Genomic DNA, 17,628 nt, shown 5'->3' with positions numbered 1-17,628 from the left:
TTTTAAAAACTACCAAATTTGCGCTATTTTTTGAGATTTTTTAGCGGAATTGTAAGGGTCGCTACAATCTTATCTTTGGCGGGCGAATTTTTAAGGCTCACAGATGCGCCCATAGCCTGCGCGGCGTTTTTGGCTAAAAACAGCCCAAGCCCAGCGCCAGGCTTGCCGCCCTTGCGTTTAAACGGCGCGAAAAAGTCCTGACTTTCATCAATACTCTCGCCCAAATTTTCTACGCGCACGATAAAATAATCGCCCGAAATTTCACTGAAAACCTCGATTACTTCGCCCTCTGGGGAAAATTTAATCGCGTTTTGGACGAAATTTTGGATAATGTGCATAAAAAGGTTTTTTTGGATACTCACTTCTAGGGATTTTGGCGAAATTTTGCTTACGACATCTTTTTTTTCGTTTCTAGCCAAAATTTTAAAATTCACGCACAGCTCGCCTAGATACTGCACGATATCAAGCTGCTCTGGGCTCTCAAACTGCGCGCCCTCTTGGCGACCGATCTCTAAAATCGAGATTATCATTTTGTTCATATCGTCGATTGATTTGTTGTTGTTTTGGAGCGCCTCGATGTATTTTTCCGCCTCTCTTGGCTTTATGAGCGTTACTTCGTTTTTGGTTTTCATCACTGCTAGCGGGGTTTTTAGCTCGTGCGCGATACCGATAAATAGCTCTTTTTGATACATTATGAAGGTCTGAATTCTATCGATTAGGCGGTTTATGTTTGTCAAAATCGGGCGAAATTCGCTCTCGCACCTCTCCATATCAAGCGGGGCTAGGAATTTCTCATCAAGACTGGCTAGCTTTTGCGAGATTACTTTAATTGGCATCAAAAGCGTGCGCGATAGAAACATAGCGTAAAAAATTATCAAAAATATCATTGTCAAATTTAGGATAATAATATCCACAAGTATCTGATTTGCGATATTTGCATAGACCGTTACATCGGTTTTGATCTGCAAAATTTCCTCGTTGCTATATGGGTATTGAAGGGTCAAAAAATTGCTTTCACCCTCTTGGCTCTCGTAAAATTTAGGCTTGGTGATTTTCTCGCCATAAACGAAACTCGTGATAAACTCGCCTTTGGGGTCTGGCAGATACTCTGGGATTTTTTCGACTGGAATTTTTGGCAGTTTTGTGATATTTTCAGCCCTTACTAAAAGTCCATGGACTGAATTTTCGAAAATCGTAATCCTTATGTAGTTATAAAGCATTACGGAAAAAATCAAAATTAGCATCGCCGAAGCAGATGCTAATTGGATTATGAAACGGGTTCTTAGGCTTTTTGTGGAAAGCAAAATCTATATCCGCGACGACGAACTGTCTCGATTGTAGAAATATTTAGTGGTTTATCCATTTTTTGGCGGATTTGGTTGATTGCGACCTCGATTACATTTGGGGTTACTAGCTCTGGCTCTTCCCAAATAGCATCAAGTAGTTGCTCTTTGCTTACGATTTGGTCTGAGTGGCGAGCTAGGTGAGTTAGCACCTCGAAAGGTTTGCCTTTTAGCTCGATTTCTTGGCCAAGATATGTGATTTTTTCCTCATCTGGGTCAATGATAAGATCGTCGATTTTGATGATATTTGAGCCACCAAATCTAAGTCTAGCTTCAAGGCGGGCAACCAAAACATCGAAATCAAATGGTTTTTTGATATAATCATCTGCGCCTGCTTTTAGGGCTTTTATCTCGCTTTCTTTATCGTCTTTTGCAGATAGCACGACGACTGCTGTGCGAGCGAATTTTTGTTTTATAATGTTGATTAAATCGACGCCACTGCCATCTGGTAACATCCAGTCTGTCAAAACTAAATCGTAATTTCGTATGCCTATGTAATATTCAGCGTCTTTAAAGCTTTCTGAACTGTCTGTTTGGTAACCAAACTCCGCCAAACCCTCGGCGATAGTTTTGTTTAGAGTAACTTCATCTTCGACAATTAAAATTCTCATTGATTTTCCTTCGTAATAAAATTTGGCGTGATTGTAGCATATTTTAAGCCAAAATTCAAGTTTTTTTAAAGAAATTTTAAAAATTTATTTCGATTTGCGCGCCGACTTTTGCGTCAGCTAAAATTTGGGTTTTGTAAATTTTCATATAGAAGTAATTCAGGCTTTTATACTGGGTTTTAAAGCTTTGGGCGAAGAAATTTAGCGCGTCTTCGACGAGCAAAAATTTCTCCCTCTCAAAGCTAAATTTTATAAATTCGCAAGCCTTGGCATAGTCTATAAATTCATCTGCGCCAAATTTTGCGCTTACTAAAATTTCTTGTTTTTTTTCTCTTTCGAAATCCAAAATTCCAACAATCGCGTCGAATTTCAAATCCTCAATCAAAACCCGAATCATATTACCCGTTTTTCCTCGCCACGAAGCAGTCTTGCGATATTTGGAATATGTTTGTAAAAGACGATAAAAACTATGATAAAAATCGGCGCGTGAGTGTGGATTGCTGGCATATCTGCGTGGAGTATGTAGCTAGCCACAATTAACGCCAGTGCCGCTGATAGCGAGGCTACGGACGAAATTTTAAGCACTTTGCCCACAATAAACCAAACAACAAGCGCGATGATTAGCTCGATTGGCACGAAGCATGCTAGCACGCCAGCTCCCGTGGCTACGCCCTTGCCACCGCTAAATCCAAGGTATGGCGAAAAACAATGCCCCACCACAGCAAACACAGCCATGCCCCAAAGCACATTTTCATCAAAACCCATAGCCCTCGCCACCAAAATCGGCACCACGCCCTTTAAAGCGTCGCAAACCACGGTTAAAATCGCTAAAATTTTAGCCTTTTTGGGGTCTGTTTCTTTAAGCACTCGCAAGACATTTGTAGCCCCTATCGAGCCACTTCCAGCAGATTTAATATCAACCTTGCCAAAGTATTTGCCAATGAGCAAGCCAAACGGCACAGCTCCTAGTAAATACGCTATTAAATAGCACCAAAAATTTGGCGCTTTAAAAAGTCCTAAAACCACATCTAATATCATTTTTTACCCTAACTCTTCCACAAAATCGAAATTTTTTCATCATAAATATCTGTCTTTTTCGGAGCCAGCGACACTACGCCAAGCTCGATATTTTTGAGATCCAAGCTCTCTTTTAACTGCGCGATTTGCTCATCAAATCTCTCTTGCAGAGCCTGCATTTGCGAGTATAGCTCATCTACGCTAGCTTCTGCATTTTTGGCTTCGTTGCGCTGGGTTAGCACGCGGTGAGCGTTTCGCACGCCACTTACGGTTTTGCTAATCGTAGTCGCACTAGCGCGCGATCTGCCAAAAAGCGAGCCTAGTATCGCGCTTCCTATGCTAAGGGCTGCATTAATTCCTTGGCTAGTAACATCGCTTTTTTCTTTTTCTAGCTTCTCTTCGGCGCGGTTTATGCGGGTTTGAAGCGTAGATTTTTCTTTTTCAAATTTAGCTAGAATTTCATCTGTTTTTTGCTCTAAAATTTCATTTGCCTTATCTTGCAGTCTTTGATAAAATTCCTCTTTGCTCTCATCTGGCGTGCTGTGCATATCAAGCGCGCTGTATAATTCTAGCCTTTGGTTACGATAAACCCAGTCTTTGAAATTGCGAATAAAAGTGGCGAAATTTTTCGCACTAGCAATAAAGCTTGGCAAAGCGCAATACGACGAATCCTCTAACTCATCGCTTCGTATATTATCGATAGCGCGGTCGCTCGCCTCGTCCCAGTTAATCTCGCTAGCATCTGAGATATCAAGCAAATACGCGTAATCCCTCGTGTATTCGCCCTCTTTGTCAGCATAGCGCACCTTAGCTGTGGCGTATAAATACGGACTTAGCTCGCGAGAGGCGCCGTAGCTGTAAATTTGCGAAATTTCATTTGATACGATTGGTTTGGCACTGCTTGCACTTTTTACTTTGTTTCCAGTGCTATTCGCGCCTGGTGCGCCCTTTTTTTCGCTCATTAAATTTGAAATTTGCTCGTTGCTTAAAGGGCCTTTTAAATAGCTAAGTGCAAAGCGAGTTTCTATCGTTTTTAGGCTATCTTCGTTGATATTTTTGACTAAGAAATTTCGCTTTTTGAGGTTTGAGATTTGCTCCATTAGCGCAGATTTATCCACAGGATTTGAGCCAATTCCGCTAAGCCCGCCGATCACTCGCTCTTTATCTTGGGCGGTTTGGAGACGACCGATAAACCAAGTGCCGATATTGCTAAGGCCTTTGTAATCCAAATCCACAGGGTTTTGCGTGCTAAGAACGCAGCCTAGCCCAAAAGCGCGCGCTTGTTTTAGCAGGGTTAGCATAGGGGTTTTTGACGGCGGATTGCCATTTGGCGGGAAAAATCCATAAATCTCGTCCATATACAAAATCGCTCTAAGTGCGCTAGTGCCTTGCGTTTGGCGCATCCAATTAACCATTTCGTTTAAAAGCAAGGTTACGAAAAACATTCTCTCATCGTCATTTAAATGCGAGATACAAAAGATATTCGCCCTAGCCTTGCCACTCTCATCAAATAGCATTTTTGCGATATCTAGCCTCTCGCCCTCGCACCAAAGCTTAAAACTTGGGCTTGCGATTAGGGCGTTAATTTTCATAGCTAGCGCCATGCGTTTGTCGCTAGGAAAGAAGTTATTCACATCAAAAACGCCGATTTTATCAAATGGCGGAGTGATGATTTGGTTGATGAGATCGACCACGCTCACGCCCCTGCCCTCGCTGAAATTTGAACTAAAAATTTGAGAAATCAGCAAAAATTCTGGCGAGCTTAGATTATCGCTAGTAATACCAGCTAGGCTAAGCACGCTAGAAGCAATACCGCAGATATAATTATTCATATCCTCATCGTTTAAATTTTTCGGTGCTTCAAAGTCGCTAAGCAGGCTAACTCCTAGCCCAGCGCTTGATTTTGGCGTGTAAATTTTAAACTCGACGCTGTTTTTAAGTAGCTCGACTCTGTCTAAATTTTGGTAAGAATTTTCTATGCCATTTCGCCACATTTGCGCGGTCTCGCTCGCCATTTGCTCCACGCTAAGACCTTTATTCGCAGCCTCCGTTTCGTCGATATAAGGCAAAAAATCCTGCGCGCTCATATTTGGAAATGTAAGAGCTAAATTTGTCAAATCGCCCTTTGGATCGATGATGATAGACGGGATATTATCAATCGCAGCCTCTTCTAAAAGCGTGATTCCAAGCCCTGTCTTACCACTGCCGGTCATACCGATGATTAGCGCGTGGGTTGTGAGATCTTTGTTTTTATACAAATACGGCTCAGAATTTTCGAGCCCCAAATAAAAAAGCTTCAAATTTTCTTGCAAAGTTTTCATAAATTTTCCTTCGTAAAATTTGGCGCATTATATCATTTAAATTTTTAAATTTAAATTTGCTACAATATCCTAAATTTAAGGAATTTATCAATGTTGGAACAAAAAATTAAAAACAATGCTAGCGGAATTTTACTCTATGGTATCGTTCCGCCAAAAATCAGTTTCGAGACCGAAAAAATCGAGCGACTTGGCGCGCTTTGGAGAGAGCGCATAAGCTCCATGCCATGCGACGGCATAGTCATTTATGATTTACAAGATGAGAGCGCAAGGACGAGCGAGACGCGCACTTATGAATTCATCGAAACGCTAGATCCCGCACTGTATTACACCAAACACCTGCGCGAGGTCAAACCAGCCATAATCTACCGCGCCGTGGGCAAATACAATGAGAGCAAATTTAACGAAATTTTAAATGCAAGAGCGAGTAATTTTGGCGTATTTGTGGGCGCCTCCTCGAAATACGATACGATGAAAATCCCGCTAAAACGGGCGTATCAGATAAAAAAAGAGATTGCTAGCGATTTGCATTTGGGCGGAATTTGCATAGCCGAGCGCCACAAACAAACACGCGCCGAGCACCTAAAAATCGCGTCAAAAAGCATAAGCGGGTGCGAGTATTTCATCAGCCAAGCCGTCTATGACGCTGAGAGTGTGAAAAATTTCATAGATGATTATGCTAATCTTGGGTGCAAAAAAGTGCCTATAATCTTTACTTTCACGCCTTGCGGAAGCGAAAAAACGCTCGAATTTATGAAGTGGCTTGGCATTAGCGTGCCGGATTTTTTGGAAAATCGCCTAAAAACCAGCACCGATATCTTGCAAAGCTCGGTGAGCCTGTGCGTGGAGCTGTTTGATTTCATCTACAAATACTCGCTTGCAAAGGGCATTAGCGTGGGGGCAAATGTGGAGAGTGTCAGCACCAAACGCGCTGAAATCGAGGCCTCGATCGAGCTTTTGAAAAAAATCAAAGAAATAATCGTAAAAAGGGAAAATTTAGGAATTGGCGAAAAATAGATTTCGCCAAAATTTGAGAAAATTCTGACTAAATTTAGCATGAAATTTTGCTTAAATTTAGCAGATTTATGGCGCAAAATTTTGTTTAAATTTCACCCAAATTTTGCTAAATTTTGCGCCAAATTCGCCAAATTTACTCGCCCGAATTCTGCCCTGCTTCATCAAACATTTTTTGCACGCTTGGAGCGTTGTTGGTTAGCTTTTTGATAGTTAGTTTTTCGGCTTTATCATTAGCTAGGCGCAGGTTATTTTCAGAAGATAAAAGCTCATTTTTTACCTTTTCTAGGTGGCTTATAGTTTTGTCGATTTCATCGATTGCCTTTTGAAATTTCTCGCTTGCTAGGCGGTAATTTTTGCCAAATTTATCCTTAAATTCGTCAATATTGCTTTTAAAGGTTTCGATGTCCAAATTTTGGTTTTGATACTCTACTAGACGCTTTTTATCTTCGAGCGAATTTAGCGCAGCGTTGCGTAGTAGCGAGATTATTGGCAAGAAAAACTGCGGGCGGATCACATACATTTTCTCATATTTATGCGAAACATCGACGATACCTGTGTTATAAAGCTCACTATCGCTTTCAAGTAGCGAGACAAGCACCGCGTATTCGCAGTTTTTCGCCTTTCTATCCTTGTCTAATTTGGCAAAAAATTCCTCGTTTTTGTGCTTTGACGCGGTCGTATCGGCCTCGTTTTTCATCTCAAACATTATCGAAATATACTCTACGCCGTCTTTGAAATCGCGAAATATAAAATCGCCTTTGCCGCCCTCTTTGACCTCATTGTCTTTTTCAAAATAAGCGTTTGCAAATGCGGTGGTGCGGAGCTTCTCAAACTCTGTGCTACAATGGGTTTCCAAGCTCTCGCCAACCATTTTTGTCGATAATTTCGCCTTTAAATCCTTGTAATAATCTATCATCGCGTCTTTGTCGCTGATTGTTTTTTCGAAATTTTCACGCAAAATTTGCTCTTTTTCGACGAAATTTTTTTCTTTTTCGCTCAGTGTGATTTTAAGCTCGGAAATTTCGCTATCTTTGCTCGAAATAGCGTTGCTCACAGCCAAATTTTTCTCATTTTCACTTGCACTGATTTTGGCGTTTAACTCTGTGATTTTCTGGTTTAGCTCGGCGATTTTAGCCTCATTTTCAAGGGAAATTTTGCTTTTTTCAATCTCAAATTTTTGCGTCAAATTCTCATCTTTGCCTTTTAGTTCGGCTTCGAATTTGGCTAAATTTTCTTTAAGTTGTGAAATTTCACTATCTTTTTGCGCTTTTAAACTTGCGATATATTCTTTTGCCCTAGCGATTTCTTGGGATTTTACAAGCTCTAATTCGCTTTGGAATTTTGCGTTTTCGTTTTGCAATCTCTCGTTTAAAATTTTCTCAAATTCGCTATTTCTGATTTGGCTTACGATTTTTTGGTATTCACTCTCATCAATTGCGAAAATTTCGCCGCAGTTTGGACATTTGATCTCAGACATGATTTTTCCTTTACTTTAAAATTTTAGTGAATTTTACAATAAGAATTCGACAATTAATGTCTAAATTTGATAAATTTTGAAATTTAAGCGTTAAATTTAAATAGCACAGAACCCCAAGTAAATCCCCCACCAAAGGCGTCTAACAAGACTAGCGAGCCATTTTTTAGCCTGCCAGCCTCATAAGCTTCGTTTAGCGCCATTGGGATTGAAGCTGAGCTTGTGTTGCCGTATTTTTGCACGGTTACGACACATTGATTTTCCGCAAAGCCTATCTTTTCGCGCACTGCCTCGATTATGCGCAAATTCGCCTGGTGCGGGACGAACAGATCAATATCGCTAGCTTTAAGGCTGTTTTTTTCTAAGGCCTCTTCGACCGATTTTATCAGCGTTGGAACCGCGATTTTATAGACATCTTGACCGCGCATTTTGATAAATCCAAGCTTATCGTCTAAAATTTGTTGCGAGATAGGATTTGCGCTCCCAGGTGCTGGCGTGATCAAATAATCAGCCTTTGCGCCGTCGCTCGCACTATTTGTGTAGATTATACCCTCACCATTGCTAGCACTCACTACTGCTGCGCCAGCACCGTCGCCAAAAAGCACGCAGGTGCTCCTGTCGCTATAATCCGTAATCGCGCTTAGTTTTTCGCTTCCGACGATTAGTATATGTTTTTTCGCTCCGCTTTCGATAAGCGATTTTGCTAGGTCTAGTAAATATACAAATCCACTACACGCCGCACTTATATCAAACGCCATAACGCCAAATTTACACCCTAGCTTATCTGCAATCAAAGCCGCAGTTGATGGCATACAAAAATAATCAGGCGTGATTGTGGCGCAAAGCACGGCATCTATTTGCTCTGCTCTTAGCCCACTTCTTTGAAGTGCCAAAGCAGCAGCCTTTGCGCCCATATCGCTGGTAGCCTCATTTGCATCTGCGATATGTCGCTCTTTAATGCCCGTTCTTTGGGTAATCCACTCATCGCTGGTATCGACCATACCCTCCAAATCGTGGTTTGTTAGAACTCTCTTTGGGGCGTAAGCGCCTATGGATACCACCGAAGCCTTCATCTTTATCCTTGGTTGTAGTTGCTAAGTTGGGTTTGGATAACTGAGTTTATGTTTGAATCCGAAAATTTAAGCGCTTGAAAAATTGCGTTTTTTATCGCTTTTGGCGTGCTTTTGCCGTGGCTTATGATCACGCACTCTTTCACGCCCAAAAGTGGCGCGCCACCAGTTTCATCGTAATCGGTCGATTTTTTGATTATCTTAAATACTCGCCTCATCAAAATCGAACCAGCTATCGCAATCGGCGATTTTTTCGCCTCTTTTTTGATAAGCTTATTCATAGCGCTGGCTATGCCCTCGCTGGTTTTAAGGACGATATTTCCGATAAATCCGTCAGTGATGACGACATCTACCGAGCCGTCGAAAATCTGATTTCCCTCGGCGTTACCGACGAAATTTTGCATTTTTTTGAGTTTTGGGAAAATTTCTTTATTGACCTCGTTACCCTTGCTATCCTCTTCGCCATTTGACAAAAGCCCGATCCTAGGGGCTTTAATCCCCATAATCTCTTTTGCGTAAGCCTCGCCCATAACGGCAAATTCGAATAAATTTTCAGGTTTGCAATCCACATTTGCCCCGACATCTAAAACCAGCGTTTTACCACCCTGACTAGTCGGAAAAAGCGTAGCAATGGCTGGGCGCGAAATGCCTGGAATTCTACCGATTCTAAGCGTAGCTAGGCTGTGCGTAGCCCCACTATGACCAGCTGAAACCACGGCCTTACAGCTGCCATTTCTGACCAAATCTACTGCTTGATAAATGGTGGAATTTTTGCGTTTTAAAACATCCGTCGCACCCTCTTTCATCTCGAAAACTTCGTCAGTTTGGACATACTCTATGTATTTTTGAAATTCTGCCGGGATAAAAGGGGCGATTTTTGCCTCGTCGCCTACTAAGAAAGCTTTGAATTTTTGCTCTCTTAGTGCTTCAATAACTCCGCATACAATAGGCTCGCAACCGAAGTCGCCACCCATTGCGTCGATAGCAATCGACGTCATGGGATTAGTATTCTCCTGTATTTTTATTTACTCTGTGAGGAATCTTCCAGCTACCGTCTTTGTCTTTGACTGGCACAGGTAGAGTTACAGTGTAATGAGTTCTTCTTTTTGCTGCGCGAGTTTTACTCACTCTTCGTTTAGGAACTGCCATTTTTTCTCCTTTATAAAATTTATAATTCTTTACATTTGTCGCAATAAAAGTAGTCGCTCTTTATCGCTTCTACTTCGCTTTGTAAAATTTCATCTATGTCGATACTGCCCTCGAAAAACTCGATTACATCTAAGCTATCAGAGCCTTTATATATCCCGTCGCTTAGCGTTAAATCGACATTTTCGTCTAAGTTTAACTCAAATTCGCTTCCGCAACGATCACAAATATATGGTATCGCTCCGCAAATTTGGGCGTTGCATTTATACAGGCTTTCTCCTGATTTATGCAATTCACCACTAAATTTGACATTACCGCTTTGGATATCAAATTTAATCGGCTCTTTTGTGATTTTTACAAAGCTAATTTTCAAAATTTTACCTTAGCAAATCTCTTTTTTAGCAAAGAAAAATGCAATCTCGATAGCTGCGTTTTCTAGGCTATCGCTACCATGGACTGCGTTTGCATCGATACTTTCGGCGAAATCAGCGCGAATTGTGCCTGGCTTTGCCTCTTTTGGATTTGTTGCACCCATTAATTCGCGGTTTTTAGCTACTGCGTTCTCGCCCTCTAAAACCATAACCACAACTGGGCCACTAACCATAAAATCAACTAATTCGCCAAAAAATGGACGATCTTTATGAACTGCGTAAAACGCTTTTGCGTCATCTACGCTTAATTGCAATTTTTTTGCTGCTGCTATACGCAAACCGTTGCTTTCAAATCTATCTATGATTTTGCCTATAACGCCCTTTTTTACGGCATCTGGCTTAATTATTGATAGTGTTTGTTGCATACGAACTCCTTTATTGTAAAAGGGTGATTATATCTAAAATAGGTTAAAATTTATTTAAGAATTAAATTTTCATGGCATTTAAGCCATGAAAATTTTGAATTTGTATTTATGCGACTACCGGAGTATCGCCACCGCGCAATTCTGCGCCGATTTCAGCTTTGCTTGGTTGTCCAGCGACAACTTCGCTCCAAACGATACAGCCGTCAGTTGGACAGGCGTTTGCACAGGCTGGTTCGTCATTATGACCTACACACTCTACGCATTTATCAGCATATACATAGTATGTGTCTGCCCCTGTTGGGTTATCGCTATCATCAACAATCGCGCTAACTGGGCACTCATCGATACAAGAACCGCATGCTATACAAATATCAGTAATTTTTACTGCCATATTTTCTCCTTTATCAAAAAAATACCCTAAATAATAACACACTATTTTTAAAAAGTCATTAAAAATTTGGATTAGATTTGAATTTTATATTGCGTGTAAATTTGGTTTAAATTTTTTATAAGATAAAATGTGTATAATTCGCAAATGATAAATTTTATTATTAAGGAGAAAATATCATGTTAGTAACTACAAAAGCAGTAGATTTCACAGCACAAGCCGTTCTTGGCGACAACAGCATTGTAGAGGATTTCAATCTCTACAAAAACATCGGCCCAAAAGGCGCAGTTGTGTTCTTTTATCCAAAAGATTTCACATTTGTTTGCCCTAGCGAGATTATCGCATTTGACAAACGCTATAAAGAATTTAAAGATAGAGGCGTAGAGGTCATCGGCGTATCTTGCGATAGCGAGTTTGTTCATCTTGCATGGAAAAACACACCAGTAAATGCAGGCGGTATCGGCAAAGTCCAATTCCCGCTAGTTTCAGATATCACAAAAGATATCGCTAGAAGCTTCGATGTGCTTTTTGGCAACGCAGTTGCGCTAAGAGGCTCATTTTTGCTAGATAGCGACGGGACAATCCGCCACGCTGTCATCAACGACCTTCCACTTGGCAGAAATATCGACGAGATGATTCGTATGGTAGATACTATGCTATTTACTAACGAGCACGGCGAGGTCTGCCCAGCTGGCTGGAACAAAGGCGACGCTGGTATGAAGGCTAACCCACAAGGCGTAGCCGAGTATTTAGGCAAAAACTCAGACAAACTATAAAACTCCAAATTTGGCGCAGCTCCCTGCGCCAAATTTATCACGCAAACGCGTGCGTATGGGGCCTTCCCCCTAAGGCTCCACCTTTATGTATCCCCATAAAATTGAAATTTTAAGAGAGCCTTTAAAAGCTCTCTTTTTTTCATTTAAAATTTACTATTTTCAGTTAAAATCTCGCTTTTTTAAAAAGGATAATTTATGAAAAAAATATTTTTCGCACTTTGCGCGGCATTTAGCCTAAATTTCGCCGTATCACTTGATCCAAATTTAGCACTGAAATTTGACGCCAATGTCACCACAGGCACGCTAGAAAACGGCCTAAAATACTTCATACAGCAAAACCCCGTCCCCAAAAACAGTGCATATTTTTACCTAAATGTAAATGCTGGCAGTATCGACGAAAACGACGATGAGCAGGGATTTGCGCACTTTGTCGAGCACATGGCGTTCAACGGTAGCGAAAATTTCGATAAAAACGAACTAGTCAAAAAATTAGAGAGCCTAGGCGTGAAATTTGGCGCAGATTTAAACGCCCAAACTAGCTTTCAAAACACGACCTACAATATCCAAGCAAGCGTGAGCGATGAAAATTTAAACGACATTTTCACGGTATTTAGAGATTACGCTAAGGGCGTGAAATTCGACCCAGCCGAGGTCGAAAAAGAAAAAGGCGTGATTTTAGAAGAGGCGAAAAAGGATTATAAAACCAGATTTTACGAGCAAAGAGCCAAGTCTTTGTATCCAAACTCGATCTTTCAAAGACGCTTCCCAATAGGCAAAAACGAAGCCATAGCAGGTGCGACGAGCGAGAGTTTGCGGGCGTTTTATGATAGAAATTATGCGCCAAATTTGATGAGCGTCATCGTCGTGGGCGATGTAAATTCGACGCAAATCGAAAATTTAATCAAAGCCAAATTTAGCGATTTAAAACCTCATGGCGAAAAAATCGCGCGCGATACGAGCCTGCAAAAATTCGGCGCAGGTTATGCAAACATCGTAGAGCCTCAGATTGGCACAAATGCCGTAAATATCGTGTTTGCCGGCGAGCACAGCCCTTTAAACAGCGTAGGCGAAATGAAAAAAGCCTGGCTTGATACCTACATCGCAAAACTTCTTAGCCTTAGCTACGATGCCCTAAATATAGGCGCGAAAATCCCCCTAAAAGCGGGATTTGACAGCGATGATTTATTCGGTGAGCGCAGACTTTACTCGTTTGGCGCAAACATTTTTGATTTCGACGCAAATGCCACGCTGACTAGCCTATTTAGCGCAATTAAGGGCGCTAGGGAGCATGGATTTTCGGCTGGGGATTTTGAGAGTGCAAAGGTGGAATTTATAAACTCCGTCCAAACCAATCTCATCAAAAACGACACGCAAAACAAGCAAATTTATGAAATTTTGGATTTTGTAATAAACGGCAACACTAAGCTTGGCAAGCAGGACAAACACGATTTAAGCCTTGCGATTTTGGGCGAAATTTCGCTTAGCGATGTCAATGAATACTTTAAGCAAATCACGAGCGGAGCGCACTTTACGGAGATAATTTCGACGAAAGATCTAAATTTAAGCGCAGAGGAAATAGATAAAATTTATCAAAACGCAACCCCATTTGATTTTAGCAAAAACGGCCTGGGCGATAAAAAACTTTTAGAAAACGAGCCTTCACCAGCCAAATTTAGCCAAAATTTCGATAGCGACAAAAACATAACCACGCTAAATTTCGATAACGGCGTCAAGGCGATTTTAAAGCGAAATTTGGGCAAAAAAAATAGCATACAAATCAGCGTGAAAAAACTAGGCGGAATTTCGAATTTTGCGAGCAAGGCCGAGGCTGAAATTTTAAGCGCATTGCTAAATTCAGGCACTATTGGCGAGTTTAACGAATACGAGGCCAGGAGGCTTACTAGCGGGTTTAACTACTCTTTGCGCTTTGGTATAAACGAGCTTTCTAGCGGGTTTAGCGGGGAGTGCGCTAGCAAGGATTTCGAGGCAATGATGAGGGAGCTGTTTGTGAAAATGAGCACGCCAAAAATCCACGCAAATTCGCTAGAAAAATACCAAAGTAGCGCGCTTTCTAACCTTGCGCTTAGAGATGAGACGATAGATTTTCGTTTCAACAAACAAATCGTAAATTCGCTATTTAGCGGGGATTTGCGCTTTAAAACTCCGCTTGAAATAGGCGATGTAAAAAGCGCGAATTTAGCGCATTTTGGGGGCTTAGCAGATAAAATTTTCGCTAATGGTGGCGAGTATTTGTTTGTGATAAGTGGGGATTTTGACGAGGATAAAATCACCGAAATTTTAGCCAAATACGCAGGAAATTTAAAAGGCAAAGCTGGCAGGGGCGAAATCGCCCAAACAAAGCTTAGCGCAAACGCCGTAAAAATCGAGGAAAACTACGGCGATAGCGATAAAAGCGAGGTTAGAATGATTTATCTAAACTACGATTTGAGCGAGTTTGACATTTTAAACTCATACAAGCTCAAAGCCTTCGAAAGTGCCGTAAAAACGCAAATCACCGAAAAAATCAGAGAGGCCAAAGGGCTAATCTACTCAGCCAGCGTGAGTGCCTCATACGCGCAGTTTCCGCAGATAAAATCTGGGTTAAATATCTCATTTTCGTGCAACGAAAAGGACAAGGAAGCGGTGATTGAGGGAATCAAAGAAATCATCGCTGATATCGCGCGCAACGGCACTAGCGCAGATCAGCTAGAAAATTTCAAAAAAGCGCAAATTTTATCTATGAAAAGAGCCAGCGAAAACAACGATTTTTGGCTAAGTAACATCGCTTCGCACGAGCTTTTCGGCTATCCGTTTTACGATGATGAAATTTACGCTACTCGCATAAACGCCCTTAGCAACGATGATGTGAAATTTGGGGCAAATTTAATCGCAAAAGAGCCGTTTATTGCGATTTTAAATCCGAAAAGTAAGTAAATTTAGCCTTTTAACAATACTGCGCGTGCCATAAATTCGGCAATTTGCGCAGTGTCGAAATTGGCTAAATTTACCATTTTCAAATAAACCCAAAGCGATTAAATATCGCTTTGGGTTACATTTATAAATATTCTTTACGAATTTTGTCTATATTTATATTTTTTCTTGTCAAAAAATATTTTTTAATTTCCAAATAATCATTTTTGTTAAAAATATAAATCGTGTAAAATTCAGAATTAAATATAGTTGCATTTAGGGCTGATTTTGTATCTGGCGATTTTGGTTCATCTACAACAACATTTAAAAATGGCGTAAAACCTTTTAAATTTCCGTTAATTTTATAAAAAACTAAAATTTTTACAATCAAAATTCCAAGATAAAAACAAATAAATAGTGTGATAAAAACCACTATATATTTGCTTATTAGCATTAAATAAATAAGAATTGCCATAAAAAAATACTTAATAACTTTTAATTCTCCTTTTAAGTGCCAATTCGTAATAAACGGCTTACAAATATAATTTTCTACATTTGAAAGATATGTAACGCTTTTTAGCTCCAATCCGTCGTAAAATTCAATGGAATTATTTTTAAAATGTATTGTTGATTTGCTGTTTTCTACATATAGTATATATGTAATGATAAATTCGGACGATAAAATAAATATCATCATAATGCCAAATGAAATAACACCGCTTATAGTTTCATATTTATCAAATAAGCTTCTAATACTAAGTGCGATAGTTAATGCAAATAAAAATGGAAATACAAATAGATTATAGACAAAAAATCTCTCATAGCTTTTGATAATTAATGGTTCTTTGTCGTAATCTCTTTGCATAAATTTATAATCTTATTGCCCTAGACATAGCGCTTAAAATCAAATTTTTATCAAATTTATTATCATAAAAAAGATTAAACGCTAATGCGCCTTGGTTGATTAGCATTTCGCGTCCGTCTTTTGTGCGAACGCCCTGAGTGCTAGCCAAATCTAAAAACGGCGTAATCTTGCCATAAATGGCGTCAAATGCGAATTTTGCCTCTTTAAAAACAGCGTCTAAAATTTCGGCTGGGGCTGGTAAAAAATCATCTTTAAGCCCCGCACTTGTGGAATTTACAATCAAATCATAGCTTTGAAATTTGAAATTTTCGTAGGTATAAAAATTCTCACATTTAAAATTTTCTGGCTCTTTTTCGCTGCGGTTTAAAATGTCAAATTTAACGCCATTTTTCGCCAAAATATAGCCAATCGCCCGCGTCGTGCCACCAGCACCCAAAACAAGCACGCGCTTTAAACTTCCAAATTCCCTAATCGCCTCGTAAAACCCGGGCGCGTCAGTGTTGTATCCGTAAAATTTGGCGTTTTTTCGCACGAGAGTATTCACTGAGCCGATCTCGCGCGCCGCCTCGCTTAGCTCATCGCTTATCCTGCAAGCTTCCAGCTTAAAAGGCACGGTGATGTTCGCGCCATTTAAGCCTAAATTCAGAAATTTTTGTTTCAAATCCGTAGCTGTTTCTAAGAAAACCCGCCCATAAAAGGCATCAAGGCCTAGCTCTTTAATCGCCAAATTGTGCATTAAAGGCGATATGGAGTGAGATATCGGATTGCCAAAAACGGCAAATTTGTGCATTATTTCACTCTGTAAATGTATGCGCCACTATTAACCGCACGCATGTCGCTAATAGCCTTGTTTAGCTCTTCTCCGCTAAATGGACCGACCAAAATTTTAACCACATCTTTGCCATTTACTTGGGTTTTTAAACCCACTGGATTATAGCCTTTGGCTGTGATTTTGCGCACATCTGAGCTGTTTGGATCGTAAGAGTTCGAAGCGAAAACTTGGATATAATTTCCAGGCCCCACGCTCGAATTTGCAGTTTTTGCCGCAGTGCCTACTTTGGCAGGTTCTTTTTTGGGCTCAGTTTTTGGAGCCTCTTTTTTGACTTCGGCTTTTTTGATTTCCTCTTTTTTAGGTTCAGGTTTTTTCGCCTCTACCTTTTTAGGCTCATCTTTTTTAACCTCAGCCTTTTTCACCTCTGCTTTTTTAGGCTCAGTTTTTGGAGCCTCTTTTTTGACTTCGACTTTTGGAGCTTCTTTTTTGATTTCAACCTTCGGAACTTGCAACTGCTCTTTTACGGTTTTTACCTCTTCTGGTTTTGGTTCTTCTTTTTTAACCTCGATTCTTTGGACTACGACAGGCTTAGGCTCTTCTTTTTTTATCTCTACTGGTTTTGGCTCTTCTTTGACCTCGGGTTTTTTAATCTCTACTTTTGTTTGAGGGGCAGTGTTTTGCATCACTGGCTTTGGCTCATCTTTTACTTCGCTTTTGATTTCGACCTTTGAAATTTGAAGCTCGCTTGGTTTTGGCGCAGGGGCTGGCTCTGCCTTTGGAGCTGGGGTTTGAGGCTGCGCGTTAGAAGTATCACCGCTAACCACATTGATCTCTGGCTCTTTTTTTACCTCTTCTTTTTTAGTAAGTTCTTCTTCGCTAGGCATTGTTAGGGCTGCGTTTGTGTCAATGTCGTTTTTGTTGATAGCTTTCATTATTATAAGAACTATCAAAAACAAAACTATAATTCCAGCCGCAATAGTCAAAAGCTTTTTTAGGCTAGCTGTGCCGTCTCCTGGCGCTCCGTTCATAGTGATATCGCTCATATCAAATTTATCTGTCATAATATCTCCTAAAAATTTATTTACCCTTTTTAAAAAATTTAACAAATCTTTTAAAAAGGGTAATAAG

The 17,628-nt window shown here is 40.4% G+C and carries 18 protein-coding genes; 3 read left to right on the top strand and 15 right to left on the bottom strand.

Annotated features, from left to right (window positions below; all coding sequences use genetic code 11):
* Positions 1-23: 23 nt before the first annotated feature.
* The 5 genes from OFN67_RS07775 to OFN67_RS07755 all read right to left on the bottom strand — a co-directional run bounded on the left by OFN67_RS07775 (position 24) and on the right by OFN67_RS07755 (position 5,289).
* Positions 24-1,244, bottom strand: a complete 1,221-nt coding sequence (locus tag OFN67_RS07775; protein WP_270859721.1) for a sensor histidine kinase — start codon at positions 1,242-1,244, stop codon at positions 24-26.
* Between the two features lie 38 nt (positions 1,245-1,282).
* Entirely contained in the window at positions 1,283-1,954 is a 672-nt protein-coding gene (hsrA, locus tag OFN67_RS07770; RefSeq protein WP_270859722.1) for a homeostatic response regulator transcription factor HsrA, read from the bottom strand.
* 76 nt (positions 1,955-2,030) lie between these two features.
* Positions 2,031-2,348 (bottom strand): dihydroneopterin aldolase, encoded by a 318-nt coding sequence (locus OFN67_RS07765; RefSeq protein ID WP_270866595.1) that lies wholly within the window; start codon positions 2,346-2,348, stop codon positions 2,031-2,033.
* Positions 2,345-2,989 carry a glycerol-3-phosphate 1-O-acyltransferase PlsY gene (gene plsY, locus OFN67_RS07760; RefSeq protein WP_270868857.1) on the bottom strand — a complete coding sequence of 215 codons (645 nt, stop codon included), beginning with the start codon at positions 2,987-2,989 and terminating at the stop codon, positions 2,345-2,347. The genes OFN67_RS07765 and plsY overlap by 4 nt, the downstream gene beginning before the upstream one ends.
* A gap of 8 nt (positions 2,990-2,997) precedes the next feature.
* Positions 2,998-5,289 (bottom strand): helicase HerA domain-containing protein, encoded by a 2,292-nt coding sequence (locus OFN67_RS07755; RefSeq protein ID WP_270868858.1) that lies wholly within the window; start codon positions 5,287-5,289, stop codon positions 2,998-3,000.
* A gap of 90 nt (positions 5,290-5,379) precedes the next feature.
* Between OFN67_RS07755 and OFN67_RS07750 the strand changes: the two genes are divergently transcribed.
* On the top strand, positions 5,380-6,303 hold the full coding sequence (locus tag OFN67_RS07750) for a methylenetetrahydrofolate reductase (protein ID WP_270868859.1): 924 nt from the start codon (positions 5,380-5,382) through the stop codon (positions 6,301-6,303).
* 133 nt (positions 6,304-6,436) lie between these two features.
* On the opposite strand, the gene OFN67_RS07745 is transcribed toward OFN67_RS07750, so the two are convergent.
* The 7 genes from OFN67_RS07745 to OFN67_RS07715 form a co-directional block, all read right to left on the bottom strand.
* On the bottom strand, positions 6,437-7,780 hold the full coding sequence (locus OFN67_RS07745; RefSeq protein WP_270868860.1) for a DUF2130 domain-containing protein: 1,344 nt from the start codon (positions 7,778-7,780) through the stop codon (positions 6,437-6,439).
* A gap of 83 nt (positions 7,781-7,863) precedes the next feature.
* Positions 7,864-8,850 carry a beta-ketoacyl-ACP synthase III gene (locus OFN67_RS07740; RefSeq protein WP_270868861.1) on the bottom strand — a complete coding sequence of 329 codons (987 nt, stop codon included), beginning with the start codon at positions 8,848-8,850 and terminating at the stop codon, positions 7,864-7,866.
* Between the two features lie 2 nt (positions 8,851-8,852).
* The gene (gene plsX / locus OFN67_RS07735; RefSeq protein WP_270868862.1) at positions 8,853-9,845 is read right to left on the bottom strand and encodes a phosphate acyltransferase PlsX; all 993 of its coding nucleotides are present in this window, start codon (positions 9,843-9,845) and stop codon (positions 8,853-8,855) included.
* A gap of 4 nt (positions 9,846-9,849) precedes the next feature.
* Complete coding sequence (gene rpmF, locus OFN67_RS07730) at positions 9,850-9,996, bottom strand: 50S ribosomal protein L32 (RefSeq protein ID WP_270859730.1); 147 nt, start codon at positions 9,994-9,996, stop codon at positions 9,850-9,852.
* 19 nt (positions 9,997-10,015) lie between these two features.
* Entirely contained in the window at positions 10,016-10,366 is a 351-nt protein-coding gene (locus tag OFN67_RS07725) for a YceD family protein (protein WP_270868863.1), read from the bottom strand.
* Positions 10,367-10,375: 9 nt separating this feature from the next.
* Complete coding sequence (gene ndk, locus OFN67_RS07720) at positions 10,376-10,789, bottom strand: nucleoside-diphosphate kinase (protein WP_270859732.1); 414 nt, start codon at positions 10,787-10,789, stop codon at positions 10,376-10,378.
* Between the two features lie 106 nt (positions 10,790-10,895).
* Entirely contained in the window at positions 10,896-11,180 is a 285-nt protein-coding gene (locus OFN67_RS07715; RefSeq protein ID WP_270859733.1) for a DUF362 domain-containing protein, read from the bottom strand.
* Positions 11,181-11,356: 176 nt separating this feature from the next.
* Between OFN67_RS07715 and OFN67_RS07710 the strand changes: the two genes are divergently transcribed.
* Complete coding sequence (locus OFN67_RS07710) at positions 11,357-11,953, top strand: peroxiredoxin (RefSeq protein WP_270868864.1); 597 nt, start codon at positions 11,357-11,359, stop codon at positions 11,951-11,953.
* Positions 11,954-12,148: 195 nt separating this feature from the next.
* Positions 12,149-14,887 carry a M16 family metallopeptidase gene (locus OFN67_RS07705; protein WP_270868865.1) on the top strand — a complete coding sequence of 913 codons (2,739 nt, stop codon included), beginning with the start codon at positions 12,149-12,151 and terminating at the stop codon, positions 14,885-14,887.
* Positions 14,888-15,008: 121 nt separating this feature from the next.
* Here the strand turns inward: OFN67_RS07705 and OFN67_RS07700 are convergent, their stop codons facing one another.
* Genes OFN67_RS07700 through OFN67_RS07690 form a run of 3 tightly spaced genes read right to left on the bottom strand, consistent with a single transcriptional unit; the run spans position 15,009 to position 17,561 of the window.
* A complete protein-coding gene (locus OFN67_RS07700) occupies positions 15,009-15,728 on the bottom strand; it encodes a hypothetical protein (protein ID WP_270868866.1) in 720 nt (239 codons plus the stop codon).
* A gap of 4 nt (positions 15,729-15,732) precedes the next feature.
* A complete protein-coding gene (locus tag OFN67_RS07695) occupies positions 15,733-16,518 on the bottom strand; it encodes a shikimate dehydrogenase (protein ID WP_270868867.1) in 786 nt (261 codons plus the stop codon).
* Entirely contained in the window at positions 16,518-17,561 is a 1,044-nt protein-coding gene (locus OFN67_RS07690) for an SPOR domain-containing protein (RefSeq protein ID WP_270868868.1), read from the bottom strand. The genes OFN67_RS07695 and OFN67_RS07690 overlap by 1 nt, the downstream gene beginning before the upstream one ends.
* Between the last annotated feature and the right edge of the window lie 67 nt (positions 17,562-17,628).

The sequence above is a fragment of the Campylobacter sp. JMF_11 EL3 genome (genome assembly GCF_027736965.1).
In the GTDB taxonomy this organism is placed as follows: Bacteria; Campylobacterota; Campylobacteria; order Campylobacterales; family Campylobacteraceae; genus Campylobacter_B.
This window is presented reverse-complemented; position numbering and strand designations above follow the sequence as displayed.